Origin of the sequence: Streptomyces sp. NPDC057939 (assembly GCF_042887545.1) — a bacterium.
In the GTDB taxonomy this organism is placed as follows: Bacteria; Actinomycetota; Actinomycetes; order Streptomycetales; family Streptomycetaceae; genus Streptomyces.
The window spans coordinates 37,595-50,303 of sequence record NZ_JBHVPG010000029.1; the positions used below are offsets into that span (position 1 = coordinate 37,595).

The 12,709-nt window shown below is 73.6% G+C and carries 14 protein-coding genes; 3 read left to right on the forward strand and 11 right to left on the reverse strand.

Annotation, left to right across the window (positions count from 1 at the left end; all coding sequences use genetic code 11):
• The first annotated feature begins 54 nt into the window (after window positions 1-54).
• Window positions 55-429, forward strand: coding sequence for an RNA polymerase-binding protein RbpA (locus ACFVS6_RS27140; protein ID WP_007262928.1), 375 nt, complete (start codon window positions 55-57; stop codon window positions 427-429).
• A 157-nt stretch (window positions 430-586) separates the two neighbouring features.
• Here ACFVS6_RS27140 and fxsA read toward each other — a convergent pair whose 3' ends face one another.
• The 4 genes from fxsA to ACFVS6_RS27160 form a co-directional block, all read right to left on the reverse strand.
• Window positions 587-1,174 (reverse strand): FxsA family membrane protein, encoded by a 588-nt coding sequence (gene fxsA / locus ACFVS6_RS27145; RefSeq protein WP_389707766.1) that lies wholly within the window; start codon window positions 1,172-1,174, stop codon window positions 587-589.
• 142 nt (window positions 1,175-1,316) lie between these two features.
• Window positions 1,317-2,099 (reverse strand): polyprenol monophosphomannose synthase, encoded by a 783-nt coding sequence (locus ACFVS6_RS27150; RefSeq protein ID WP_389707847.1) that lies wholly within the window; start codon window positions 2,097-2,099, stop codon window positions 1,317-1,319.
• A 299-nt stretch (window positions 2,100-2,398) separates the two neighbouring features.
• Window positions 2,399-4,033 (reverse strand): amidohydrolase, encoded by a 1,635-nt coding sequence (locus tag ACFVS6_RS27155; RefSeq protein WP_389707768.1) that lies wholly within the window; start codon window positions 4,031-4,033, stop codon window positions 2,399-2,401.
• Between the two features lie 67 nt (window positions 4,034-4,100).
• Window positions 4,101-4,541: an Lrp/AsnC family transcriptional regulator gene (locus ACFVS6_RS27160; protein ID WP_030011705.1), complete on the reverse strand. Its 441-nt coding sequence runs from the start codon at window positions 4,539-4,541 to the stop codon at window positions 4,101-4,103.
• 217 nt (window positions 4,542-4,758) lie between these two features.
• Here ACFVS6_RS27160 and ACFVS6_RS27165 point away from each other — a divergent pair, with 217 nt between their 5' ends.
• A complete protein-coding gene (locus tag ACFVS6_RS27165) occupies window positions 4,759-5,190 on the forward strand; it encodes a hypothetical protein (protein ID WP_389707769.1) in 432 nt (143 codons plus the stop codon).
• 6 nt (window positions 5,191-5,196) lie between these two features.
• Here the strand turns inward: ACFVS6_RS27165 and ACFVS6_RS27170 are convergent, their stop codons facing one another.
• Both ACFVS6_RS27170 and ACFVS6_RS27175 read right to left on the reverse strand, forming a co-directional pair.
• Window positions 5,197-6,297, reverse strand: coding sequence for a phosphotransferase family protein (locus ACFVS6_RS27170; RefSeq protein ID WP_389707771.1), 1,101 nt, complete (start codon window positions 6,295-6,297; stop codon window positions 5,197-5,199).
• Between the two features lie 36 nt (window positions 6,298-6,333).
• On the reverse strand, window positions 6,334-7,467 hold the full coding sequence (locus ACFVS6_RS27175; RefSeq protein ID WP_389707772.1) for a hypothetical protein: 1,134 nt from the start codon (window positions 7,465-7,467) through the stop codon (window positions 6,334-6,336).
• Between the two features lie 255 nt (window positions 7,468-7,722).
• On the opposite strand from ACFVS6_RS27175, the gene ACFVS6_RS27180 reads away from it, so the two are divergent.
• Window positions 7,723-8,115: a hypothetical protein gene (locus ACFVS6_RS27180; protein ID WP_389707774.1), complete on the forward strand. Its 393-nt coding sequence runs from the start codon at window positions 7,723-7,725 to the stop codon at window positions 8,113-8,115.
• Window positions 8,116-8,243: 128 nt separating this feature from the next.
• Here ACFVS6_RS27180 and ACFVS6_RS27185 read toward each other — a convergent pair whose 3' ends face one another.
• From ACFVS6_RS27185 to ACFVS6_RS27205, 5 genes are all read right to left on the reverse strand, one after another.
• Window positions 8,244-9,416: an acyl-CoA dehydrogenase family protein gene (locus tag ACFVS6_RS27185; RefSeq protein WP_389707776.1), complete on the reverse strand. Its 1,173-nt coding sequence runs from the start codon at window positions 9,414-9,416 to the stop codon at window positions 8,244-8,246.
• 147 nt (window positions 9,417-9,563) lie between these two features.
• Window positions 9,564-10,265, reverse strand: a complete 702-nt coding sequence (locus tag ACFVS6_RS27190; RefSeq protein ID WP_389707778.1) for a TetR/AcrR family transcriptional regulator — start codon at window positions 10,263-10,265, stop codon at window positions 9,564-9,566.
• A 195-nt stretch (window positions 10,266-10,460) separates the two neighbouring features.
• Complete coding sequence (locus ACFVS6_RS27195; protein ID WP_281205189.1) at window positions 10,461-10,613, reverse strand: SCO1431 family membrane protein; 153 nt, start codon at window positions 10,611-10,613, stop codon at window positions 10,461-10,463.
• Between the two features lie 136 nt (window positions 10,614-10,749).
• Window positions 10,750-11,181, reverse strand: coding sequence for an SPW repeat protein (locus ACFVS6_RS27200; protein ID WP_389707780.1), 432 nt, complete (start codon window positions 11,179-11,181; stop codon window positions 10,750-10,752).
• Between the two features lie 81 nt (window positions 11,182-11,262).
• Window positions 11,263-12,663, reverse strand: coding sequence for a peptidase C39 family protein (locus ACFVS6_RS27205; protein WP_389707782.1), 1,401 nt, complete (start codon window positions 12,661-12,663; stop codon window positions 11,263-11,265).
• Window positions 12,664-12,709: the final 46 nt, after the last annotated feature.

The following is a 12,709-nucleotide window of genomic DNA, read 5'->3' on the forward strand; positions in this document are numbered from 1 at the left end:
TGACGACGACAGCGACACCTGTCCTGTGGGCGACAAGCCCGGGAGGCACGATTCATGAGTGAGCGAGCTCTCCGCGGTACGCGGCTCGTGGTTACCAGCTACGAGACGGACCGCGGCATCGATCTGGCCCCGCGCCAGGCGGTGGAGTACGCATGCCAGAACGGACATCGATTTGAGATGCCGTTCTCGGTTGAGGCAGAAATTCCGCCGGAGTGGGAGTGCAAGGCGTGCGGCGCCATGGCACTCCTGGTGGACGGGGACGGGCCCGAAGAGAAGAAGGGCAAGCCTGCGCGAACGCACTGGGACATGCTCATGGAGCGACGCACCCGCGAGGAGCTGGAGGAGGTGCTGGCCGAGAGGCTGGCCGTCCTGCGTTCCGGCGCCATGAACATTGCCGTGCATCCGCGGGACAGCCGCAAGTCCGCCTGACAACGGACGAGGATCACGCAACAAGCCGAGGGGCCCCGCCACACACAGTGGCGGGGCCCCTCGGCGTACCCGTTGTCGGCCGTCCGCGCACGGGCCGTCGACCTTCGACGTGCGTGCGGGCCCGCACGCACCTGGCGTGCGGGCCCGGGCGCCCGTCCTACGGGTTCAGCGGCGGGTGGAAGGTGGTGTCGGGGCCCTGCCGCTGCCCGGGGCCGTCCTCCCGGACGACCTCGCCCGGTACGACCTTGCCGTCGGGGCGGTGGATGCGGGCCTGGGTGAAGGCGTCGCCGAGGCCACCGGGGGCGGAGGCGGCCATCCTGCGCTCCACGGCGCGCTCGGTCCGGCGGGCGATCAGGGCGCGCACCGGCGGGAGCAGCAGGAGCAGGGCGGCCACGTCGGAGAGCAGGCCGGGCAGGATCAGCAGCAGCCCGGCCAGCATGGTCAGGCCGTTGCCCGAGCCCTTGGTGGGCTGCGGGGAGGGGACCTGGCCGGCCATGGCCTGCTCCTGGGCCTGCTGGAAGGTCCGCGTCAGGTTCTGGAAGGCGCGCCGCCCGGCCCGCTTGATGAGCACCACGCCGAGCACCATGGAGCCGGCGATGAGGGCCGCGACGGTCAGGCCGCCGGCCGCGTCGGCGACCAGGCCGAGCAGCCAGATCTCCAGGATGAGCCAGGCGGCGACCGCCAGGGGGATGAAGGTACGGGCGGGCGAGCGCCGCCGGGGGGCCGTCGAAATGCCGGTCGTCATACCACCCAGTGTGCCCGGACCGGGTTAAGAACGAGCTCAGTCGGAGGTACCGGACATCCCCTAGGGGACGCCCGGACCCACCGGCAAGGGGCCGGACCTGCGGAAACGGCGCTGGACACGGTTCCGCGGGGCCCGGACGGATTCAGGAGGGGCGCTTGCCCGTCAGCTTCGCCGCGCGCTCCTTGAAGCCCCACTGCGTGACCCGCCACAGGGCCTCGACCACGATGTCCTTGCTCATCTTGCTGTCGCCGAGCTCGCGCTCGACGAAGGTGATGGGCACCTCGACCACGCGGAAGCCCTTGCGGACGGCGCGGCGCGCCAGGTCGACCTGGAAGCAGTAGCCGGCGGAGGCGACCTCCTGCAGGCCGAGGCCCTCCAGGGTCTCGCGGCGGAACGCGCGGTAGCCGCCGGTGACGTCGCGGATCGGCACGTCCAGCATGAGCCGGGAGTAGGTGGACCCGCCGCGGGACAGGAACTCCCGGCTCTTGGGCCAGTTCACCACCCGGCCGCCCGGCACCCAGCGGGAGCCCAGGACGAGGTCGGCGCCCTGGAGCGCCGTCAGCAGGCGGGGCAGTTCCTCGGGCTGGTGGGAGCCGTCGGCGTCCATCTCGACGATGACCCCGTAGCCGTGCTCCAGGCCCCAGGCGAAGCCCGCGAGGTAGGCGGCGCCGAGGCCCTCCTTGCCCTTGCGGTGCAGGACGTGCACGTGCTCGTCGTCGGCGGACAGCTCGTCGGCGAGCTTGCCGGTCCCGTCGGGGCTGTTGTCGTCCGCGACGAGGATGTGGGCCTCGGGGACCGCGGCGCGCACCCGGCCGACGATGAGGCCGATGTTCTCCGCCTCGTTGTACGTCGGAATGATCACCAGGGTGGTGCCGAGCGGTCCGTTGGTCCGCTGTCCGCCGTCGCTCACTTGGTCCCCTTGCATGTTCTTCGCGTCCAGCCCGCCTGGCACGTCCCGTCACTACTGGATGATTTTAGAACAGCGATCGGGGCCGGCGGGCCTTCGGGCCGGCTCGGCGCCCGCTGGCTGCGGGTCACCGTGACCGTTGTCTACTGGACCGCCGGGCCCCGATCCGGAGCCACCTGCCGCACGGCGAAACCTTCCCTCGCCCCCGAGGCGCGGGTGCGCTGAGCAGACGGCTCCGTCCGGTACGGGCGTCCTGCGGTGGACCGGGCCGAACCTATCCGGCCCCGGGCGCCCGGACCGAACCGAGGCCGGGCGGATCACCCCTGTGGCCGTACGAATGCCTCCCGGCCGCCGACGACCGTCGCGAGGCACACCGGCAGGTCGGCGCCGGAACTCAGATCGGGCAGGCCGGGGGTGCCGGAGCGCGGGTCGGTGGACCAGCGGGCGACCCGGTCGTCGGGGGCCTGGACCACCAGCTCCCGCGTCTGCCAGATCGCGTAGTCGGCCGGGGCGCCCGGGACGAGGACGCCCGCGTCGTCCCGGCCCACGGCCCGCCAGCCGCCCCGGGTGTGCGCGGTGAAGGCGGCGCGGACGGAGATCCGGTGCTCGGGGGTGCGGTGGAAGGCGGCCGCGCGGACCGTCCCCCACGGGTCGAGCGGGGTCACCGGCGCGTCCGAGCCGAAGGCGAGCGGGATGCCCGCCTTGAGCATGGCCGCGTACGGGTTCAGGGTCCGCGCGCGGTCGGCGCCCAGCCGGTCCGCGTACATCCCGTCCTCCCCGCCCCAGGCAGCGTCGAAGGCGGGCTGCACGGAGGCCGTCAGGCCGAGCTCGGCGAAGGCGGCGATGGTCGCCGGGGTCATCATCTCGGCGTGCTCGACGCGGTGCCGGGCCGCGCGGACCCGGGCGAGGCCGACCTCCTCGGCCGCGGCGCGGACCCCCTCGACGACGGCAGTGAGGGCGGCGTCCCCGATGGCGTGGAACCCGGCCTGGAGGCCGGCCCGGGTGCAGGCGGCGACGTGCGCGGCGACCTCGGGGGCGCCCAGGTAGCCCGTCCCGGTGTGCGGGGCGTCGGTGTACGGGGCGTGCAGGCAGGCCGTGTGCGAGCCGAGGGCCCCGTCCACGAACAGGTCACCGGCGGCGCCGACCGCGCCGAGCGCCTTCGCCCGGTCCAGGTCGCGGTCCGCCCAGTAGCCGAACACGCGCGGTCCGGGGCGCTGCGCCGCCAGCTCCAGCAGGGCCGCGAAGTCCTCCTCCGAGGAGATGTCCGGGCCGCCGCACTCGTGCACGGAGCCGATGCCGAGGGACGCCGCCCGGTCCAGGGCGGCCCGCTGGGCCTCGGCGCGCTGGGCGGGGGTGACGGCGGCCAGGGCGGCCCGCCGTACGGCGTGGTGGTCGTCGCGGGTGAGCGGCTCGTCCCCGTCGGGCCGCACCGCGGGCACCAGTTCGAGCAGGGCGGTGGTGACGACGGCCGAGTGGACGTCGATCCGGCTCAGGTAGAGCGGCCGGCCGCCGGTGGCCGCGTCGAGTTCCGTCCGGCGCGGGGCGCGGCGTTCGGGCCAGCGGGCGGCGTCCCAGCCGTGCCCGAGGAGGACCCGGTCGCCGGGCCGGGCCGCGGCGTACGCCCGTACCAGCTCCAGCGCCTCCGGCAGCGAGCGGGCGCCCGTCAGGTCCAGGCCGGTGAGGGCGAGTCCGGCGGAGGTGGTGTGGACGTGGGCGTCGGTGAAGGCGGGGGTGACGAGCGCCCCGTCGAGGTCGACGACCTCGTCGACCCCCCGTGCGAAGGCGTCGGCGGCGCCCTCGGAGCCGACCCAGGCGATGTGCCCGCGCTCGACGACCATCGCGGTGGCGAACGGGTCGGCGGGGCTGTGCACCTCACCGCCGCGCAGGAGGACGGTACGGGCGGGTGCGGTGGCTCCGGCGGCGTCGGCGGAGGCGGCGGTGCGGTCAGTCATGCGGACCAGTCTGGCCCCTGCGCCCGACCCGCCGGGACCCGGGTGCGCGGCCGGCCCCGGCCGGGGGTCAGACCCGGGGCGGGCGGGCCTCGTAGGGGGTGGAGAGGACGACGGTCGTACGGGTGGAGACGTGGGCCAGGGCGCGCAGTCGGCCCAGCAGGTCCTCCAGCTCCAGCGGGGTGGCCACCCGGACCTTGAGGATGTAGTTCTCGTCGCCGGCGACGCTGTGGCAGGCCTCGATCTCGGGCACGCCGGCCAGTCGGTCCGCGATGTCGTCCGGGGCGCTGGGGTCGAACGGCTTGACCGAGATGAACGCGGTCAGGGGCAGCCCGACGGCCTCCGGGTCGACCACGGCCGCGTATCCGCGGATCACTCCGCGCTGCTCCAGACGGCGTACTCGCTGATGGACCGCCGACGTGGACAGGCCGGTGGCCTTGCCCAGGTCCGTGTAGCTCATCCGCCCGTCCCGCACGAGCAGATCCACGATCTGGCGGTCCAGCTCCTCCATTGCGCTCATAGCCGCTCAACCTACGGCCCAGAACCGCTCCAGGCACAGCGCTGTCCACGCAGAAGTGGCACCTGCGGCGGGCATGTGACGAATGCCACAGGCGTGTACGGGCGTATACCGCGCGCGTGTGGTTACTCGTGCCGCGCGACGGGAAGTGCTTGCTGTGGCCGTGGCCGAAGAACCTGACCGCCCGGCCCATCCAAGGGGGAATACATCCATGCTGAACACCAAGCGCGCCGGTCGCACCGAACCGGAGCCCCTGGAACTGCTCGACGGCGCGTACGCCGAGGACGACGACCACCTCGAACCCGAGGACTTCGACGTCCACCACGCGGTCTGCCCCGACTGCGCGCAGTCGATCGCCCTCGTCGCGGACGAGGAGCACCTGCCGCAGCACGCGCTCTGCCTGACGCCGTGGAACCCGTTCGGGCTCACGGTGTGCGCGGGCACCGGGCGGCCGGTCTCGGACGCGCTGCCCATCCTGGGCCTGCTCCAGTCGGAGCTGGAGGCCGTCGTCCGCATCGACCTGCCGCAGGGCCTGGACTGGCGGACGCAGCCCTTCTCGCACGTGGGCGGTCCGGGTTCGCGCCCGGTGCGGCCGGAGGCGGCCCCGCTGCCGCAGATGCGCCGGCACGCGCAGGCCGCCTGAGGCCGACTACCAGTACGTCCCCTGCACCATGGCGGCGAGTCCGGCATGGTGCAGGATCAGGCCGTCGGGATCGGCGGGAACCTCGACCTCCCCGAAGTGCGCCTGCCGGTAGGCGATGCGCAGCATCACGATCCCGTGCCGCAGGGCGGCGTACAGCGTGTGGAACTCCATGTCCCGCGGTACGTGGCCGGTCAGCTCCGCGTAGCGGCGTTCCAGGTCCTCGCGGCGCAGGAAGTCGGGCAGGCCGGGCTGGCCGAAGCCGACGGTCAGGTCCTGGAAGAAGCGGTGCAGGAACACGGTCCAGCCCAGGTCGACCTCGCGCGGGGCGCAGGCGGCCATCTCCCAGTCCAGGACCGCGACGGGTTCGAAGCCGTCCGGCTGGTAGATGACGTTCCCGATGCGGGCGTCCCCCCAGTTGAGGACGGGGTCCCCCTCGTCGGCGGGCCAGAGTTCCTCCAGCCGTTCGAAGGCGCGCTCCACGAGCGGCGAGCGGGCCAGTCCCTCCACCACCCACTCGTAGTAGGCGCGCTGCGCGTCGACGTGTCGGCGCAGTGGACTCCCCTCCCCCGGCGGCAGCAGGAACGCGGCCTCCTCGGCCGGGAACCCGTCGTGCAGGCGGGCCAGCAGGGAGATGCTCGCCTCCTGGAGCGTGGCGCGTTCGGCGTCGGTCGCGGCGTGCAGCCAGTTGCCCTCGTACGTGTAGGGCATCACGTCCGGCGGTACGCGGCCCTCGGCTCGGGCCATGACGAAGAACGGGGAGCCCAGCGGCGCCGGGTCCTCCTCAAGCCACTGCACGCGCGGAACGGGCACGTCCGTGTGGCGGGCGACGAGGTCCATCACCCGGTGCTGACGCGGCATGTCGTAGGTGGGGAAGACGGTGTACGCGGCCGGATCCGCGGCGAGCCGCAGGGCGCACTCCCGCAGCGGGGTGCTCGGGTGTTCGATGTCGAAGAGGAGGGTCTCGCTCGACATGCCGTTGGAGCCCGGGACGTGGACGTTGGTGACGCGGGCGCCGGGGAGCCGTGCGTCGAGCCAGGCGGCGAGGCGCCGGGCGAGTTCCTCGGGCTCGCGGGTTGAGGTGCGGGGACGTGGAGCGGTGGCGGCCATGACCGGCCCTTCCTTCGGGGCTGCGGGCAGCGGGGGTCAGGGGGCGACGGAGGTGTGGTCCGTGAAGCCGGTGGGGTCGTGGCGGCCGAAGCTGCCGTGTTCGAAGATCCCGTGGCCGATCCGGCCGTCGAGGGTGAAGCGGGCCGAGTGGTCGGTGACGCCGAAGGCGGCCATCGGGTGGGCGGCGGGATCGGAGAGGTCGTAGGTGCGGCGGTCGGTCCAGCCGCGGCCCTGCCAGGTTCCGTGCTGCCAGTCGGTGGCGGGCGGGTAGCCGGCGCCGACGGCGAGCGGGGAGGAGGCGAGGATCTCCACGCCCAGTTCCAGGGGCTTGCGGGAGGGGTCGGTCAGGTGGACGACGGCGCTCTGCGGGTGCCGGGTGCCGGGCCGGTAGCGGATCTCGGTGTGCGGCCAGCCGAGCTGGACGTCGCGCCGGCCGCTGTCCTCGGGGAAGACCTGGACTGCCTCATTGAGGGTGCGGTGGCCGTCGGCGTCCTCCTGGGCGATGACCATGAGGAAGCGGTCCTCGAACCGGACCGGGATCCAGAGCCAGTGGAAGCCCTCGGGACGGTGCTCCCGCTCCGCGCGCCCGCCGTCCTCACCGGGGATCGGGCGGACGCCCCAGCTGCGGTCGCGGGTGCCGGTCCACTCCCCCGGGGCCAGGGTGATCTCCTCGCCGCCGGTCCGGATGCGGCCGGTGACTTCGCCCGCCTGGACGAAGCGGCGGCCCTCCAGCATCAGGCGGTCGCCGCGGCGCTGGACGTGGTGGGGCTCCCAGACGGCGGGGAAGGCGCCGGTCCAGGTGAGGTCGTAGGAGAGCCCGTCGGGATCCGCCGGATCGGGTTCGCACCTGAGGGTGAACCTGCGGAGCGGGACGTCGACGGTGACGGACAGCGGGCCGACGGACAGGTTCATCCGGTCGTCCGTGAGGGCGTCGGAGGCACGCACCGCGCGGAGTTCGTCGCCGGTGCGCAGCGTGGCGTAGGCGTCGATGACCCCGGCGTTGGGATAGACCCCGAGGCCCAGGATGAGGACGGCCCGGCCGGCGTGGTCGAAGACGTGGAAGATGCAGCGGTCGTAGGCGTTGCGGTCGCCGCTGACGAGGTGCTTCATCGACAAAGGGGCCTGGTGGATGGGGTATTCGTCGAGCGGAACGGGACGGTCCGCGGGCATGGCAAACCTCCGGGGCACGGGGGCGGGGTGCTGCACGGCGGATATGACGGTACGTCAGAATCTGGACCCGGGGCCAGAGTTGTGGCACATCCTGACAACCCGGCACGGCCGGCCACCGACGACCGCGGCTCGCCCGGCCGCGCCCCGCGCCGCCGGGGCGGTGGTCGTGCGCGGGGGCGGCCGGTGGGAGGGGTCGAACGGATGGGCGGGACCGGGTGGCGATTACCCGGGGCGGACGCCCGGCGTTGCCCCTGCATGAGCACGGTTGAGTCCTCCCCGTCACGGACGGGACGCCGCAGGCGGGCTGCACCACCCGGATTCGAGGAATCGGTTCAGCAGGCGGACCGCCACCTCGGGGACCGGCCACCGGCGACGGACCGGTCACAGGCCGAACGCCACCAGGCCGAACGTCTGCAAGCCGAACGCCTCCAGGCCGAGCGCCCGCAGGCGGGCCGGTCGGTGGCGGACCGGCCGCGCACGGAGGACCGGCAGGCGGGCCGGCCGCGACACCCCGACCCGCCCATCTACCGCGACCTGGTCGCCCGCTGGACCGAGGCGGGCCGCACCCTGCCCGGGCGACGCGACCCCGAGTGGCACCGGGTCGCCTCGTCGCCGATCTGGCCCAGCGGCCCCCTGTACGGCGGCTGACCCCGCGGGCCGTGGGCCGCGCGGGGTCGGGTGGGGGCGGCCCCCGCCGGATCCCGGGCGGGGCGGGCGGGGTCGCGGCCCGCGGGGGTTCGCGGAATCGCGGCCCGCGGGGGTCGCGGCCCCTTCGTTCAGCGGGTCTCGGGGCCGGCCAGGTGCCGGGCGATGACCATGCGCTGGATCTGGTTGGTGCCCTCCACGATCTGGAGCACCTTCGCCTCGCGCATCAGCCGCTCCACGGGGAAGTCGGCCGTGTAGCCGTAGCCGCCGAGGACCTGGACGGCGTCCGTGGTCACGGCCATCGCCGCGTCCGTGCAGAACAGCTTCGCCATCGCGGCCTGCCGGGAGAACGGCTTGCCCGCGTCCCGCAGGCGCGCGGCGGCCAGGTACAGGGCCCGACCCGCCTCGATCTTCGTGGCCATGTCGGCCAGCATGAAGCGCAGGCCCTGGAAGTCGGCGATCGGGTGCCCGAACTGCTTGCGGCCCAGCGCGTACGCGAGGGCCTCGTCCAGGGCGGCCTGCGCGACGCCGATGGCGCAGGCGGCGATGCCGAGCCGGCCCGCGTCGAGGGCGGCCAGCGCGATGGAGAAGCCCTGGCCCTCGTCGCCGATCCGCCGCGCGTCGGGGACCCGTACGCCGTCGAAGTGGAGCTGGGCGGTGGGCGAGCCCTTCATGCCCATCTTCTTCTCGGGGACGGCCGCCGTCAGGCCCGGGGCGTCGCCGGGAACGAGGAAGGCCGTGATGCCCTTGGGGCCAGGCACGCCGGTGCGCGCCAGGACGGTGTAGAAGTCGGCGACCCCGCCGTGGGTGATCCAGGCCTTGGTGCCGGTGATCACCCAGTCGTCGCCGTCGCGGACCGCCTTGGTGGTGAGCGAGGCCGCGTCCGAGCCGGCGGCCGGCTCGGACAGGCAGTAGGCGCCGAGCAGCCCGCCGCCGAGCATGTCGGGCAGGTGGGCGCTCCGCTGCTCCTTGGTGCCGTAGCCGGCGAGGCCGTGGCAGGCCAGGGAGTGGACGCTGACGCCGAGGCCGACCGTCAGGCGGGCCGCCGCGAGCTCCTCCAGGACCTGGAGGTAGACCTCGTACGGCTGGTCGCCGCCGCCGAACTCGCCGGCGTACGGGAGGCCGAGCAGCCCGGACTCGGACAGCAGGGTGAAAACCTCGCGGGGGAACCGGCCGGCTTCCTCCTCGTCCGCGGCCAGGGGGCGGATCTCCCGCTGGGCGATCTCGCGCACGAGCGCCAGGAGGTCGCGGGACTCCTCGGTGGGCAGCTGACGGTCCACCGTCTGTGGGGCGCGGTCGGTCATGGCGGCGCTCTCCTCCCTGGTCGGGCGCGGCGGCGACGCGTGAGGTGTGGGACGCGCCGCCGGGTTGTGGTGCTCTCACAGCCGACACGGCCCTCCCGGGTCACGGAAGGGCTCGAAGAGCGGCTGCGGCGGCTTGAGTATGCCCGATCAGACGCTTTCCGTCACCGGTGCTTGATCATCACCGTCGCCGAGGGGCTTCGACGCCGTGTCCAGGACCGCCGGAGGGGCGGGACACTGCGGGACGAACTCCTCGATCACGGTCAACGTCGCACGGAGCTGGCGTACGAGCAGCGCCCCGACGGCGTCCCGGTCGGGCTGCCCGTCCGCCTCCAGGGCGCCGATCCAGTCCAGGGTGACGCCCTCGACGCCGGAGAGCCAGCCGACGAGGGCGAGCCGGGCGAGGGGCGGGACGGTACGGGTGCCGTAGGCGCCCTCCGCGATGGTGGCCGTCAGCTCCTCGCGCACGGCGTCCCGGATCGCGAGCACCTCTGCGTCCGAGCCGACGCCGCCGGTGACGATGGTGCGGTAGGCGGCCTGGTGGTGCTCGGCGTAGTGGAGGTAGCCGTCGATGGTGCGGCGGACGCGCTCGGCGCCGGGGAGGTCCGTGTCCCGGCCGGCGCGGGCGACGAGATCGGCGACGGAGTCCTCGACGATGGCGAGGTAGTATCCGCGCTTGCTCGTGAAGTAGTAGTAGATCAGTCCCTTGGCGACGCCCGCGTGCTTGGCGATGTCGTCCATGGAGAGGGCGTCGTACGAGGTACCGGCGAACAACTTGCGTCCGATGGCTATGAGTTCGGCCCGTCGAACCTGCGAACGGCTGGTCCCGCCCCGCTGTTGACCACTACTCAAATCCAGTCCCAGCCTCGAACTGCCACGGAATGCCCGCAGTATGGCAGACCCGCGCGCCCGAGCCGGCTCGACCGCATCCCTCCGGACGGCGACGTCGAGCGGGTCGGGGCGCCGCACGGGGCCCGGTCACCTCGGACGTGATCGTCACCGACGGTTGTGCCCGGCGGCCTCGTGGCACGCGGCCTCCGGCGGGACCTACATCCAGCCGACCTGGGTGACGAACATGGCGACGACCACCACGAGGGTCCAGCCGAGCACGTGCTCCAGCCACGAGGAGCCCTCGTCGGGCCCGCCGGTGGCGACGGTGCTGGGGGTGGCGGCATTGAGGGCGGGGCTGTCTGCGGTCATGCCGTCCAATGTGCCGGCGTACGCGGCTTTTGTGGTGGAGACGATCGTCACTGGTGGCGCGCGTCACGCCGCCGGGCCCCGGCCGGACCCGCTCGCGCGGGCTTCGACCGGGACCCGGTGACGGGTACCGCGTACGTCAGGTCATGCCGTCCCGGCGGCGGCCGCCCATGGCCACCATGGCCAGACCCAGGCAGAGGGCGACGGCTCCGGTGATGACGTTGCTGACCACGCTGCGGGTCGTGTCCATCTCACCGGCGATGACCCACGGGGCGATGATCGTCCAGGCGCCGATCGCGACGGCCGTCCAGGCCATCGCGTGCGTGCGCTCGTACGCCGACCCGAGTCCGCCCATGCACAGGCAGAACGCCAGGCCGGCGATGAGGTTGTTGATGGCCAGCGGCGAGAGCGCGCTGAACCCCGCGATCCACGGCGAGGCGGCCAGGTACAGGCCCGTGATCAGGGCCAGCGCCTCGACTGCCTGCGCCGCGGGAGTGCTGGTCATCCGCTCGAACCTGGTCCGCATTTCGGCGAGGTCCGGGTGGCTTTCGATTCTCGGATGGGTGGTCATGGCGGGCTGCCTCCTATGAGAAGCCTTACGTGCCCTTTATGCCCATATTCCGACTTTTAAGCCGTTCGTGCCAGAGCGATTTCACAACACTCCGACCGCCTTCAACGCGGCGGCCTGGACCGGGCCCGGACGGGCCGGACCGTAGAGGTAGCAGATGCCCCCGGTCCCGGAGACGGTCTTCCCGGCGGCGTTGTGGCGCTTGGTCCGCAGCCAGTTGTTCTCCCACTCCCGACGCTTGTAGACGCGTCGGACGGCGGGGTTGTCGCGCGAGTTGGGGTCGTTGGCGATCACGTCGCCGGCGGCGGTGAAGCCGATCACGGTCATCAGGTGGCCCGCCGTGCCGTAGCCCGCGCCGGTGAGTTCCTCGGCGCGGAAGGACTGGGAGGTGATCACCGGGATCCCGGCCCGGACCAGGGTCTCCAGGTCGGTGAGGGACGTGAGGCGGGTGACGACGCCCGCGAGGCCCCGGTAGGTGGCGGCGTAGGCGGCGTTGAAGGGCCAGTTGCCGCAGCCCTTGTACGCGGCGTCGTAGGTGGAGCGGGCCGCGTGGCAGACCTGGGGGTCCTGATAGCCGGGCTTGACCCAGGACAGCGCCTTCGCGGAGGCGCGGCCGCCCCAGAACTCCACCACCATCTGCGAGGAGGTGGGGCTGCACCAGGCCTCGCCGCCGTTGTCGTACTCCGGGTACCGGCCGGCGTGGACCTCCTGCGAGTAGCGCGGGACCTTCAGCTCGTGGGCCTTGCCGGAGGGCGTGGAGGCGGCGACGGCGAACCGGTCGGGGACGTCGGAGACCATCGCGCCGGCCAGCCAGACGGTGGGGCCCCGGTCGGCGCCGGGCTTGCGGTACAGGGTCAGGCGCAGCTGCCAGTCCTTGATCCGGACGCCGGAGGCCGGGTTGTCGACGGCGAGGCTGTCGGTCCACACGGTGGTCCGGCCGTCGGTCTGGCCGTCGACGGAGCTGCGGCGGATGTCGCCGTCCCCGGCGGCCCAGCGGCCCATCACGTACCAGGGGGTGGCCTTGCCGTCGGTGTAGGTGCCGCGCAGTTCGATCCGGATCCAGGTGCCGGCGGGCGTGCGGGCGTTCCAGGAGGCGACGGCCTCGGTGGCGGGAACCGTGGAGCGGTGGACGGGCGAGGTCCAGGTGGCGTACTCCCAGGTGGCCTTCCTGGCCGTGTGGGGGTCGGTGTCGACGGTGCGACCGACCGGGGTCGCGATCTCCAGGCCGGGGCGGGCGCCGCCGACGGCGGTGGTGCCGTTGTGGGCACCGGCCCGCCAGTGGGCGAGGGAGTACCAGAACCGGTTGTCGACGGTCCGCGTGGTGGCGGTCGCGGCGGCGTCCCCGCCGGCGGCGGGTGCGGGTACGGGTCCGGTTCCCGGGACGGAGGACGGGGCGGCCGAGGCCCGTCCCCCGGGGAGGCCGACCGCGGTGGCGGCGGCGAGGGCGACGGCCAGGAGGGCCCGGCGCGGCGTGGGTGCGGTCATCGGCGTTGGCCCCCAGGGGTCGGTGCGGGTGGATCGGCTCGTCCAC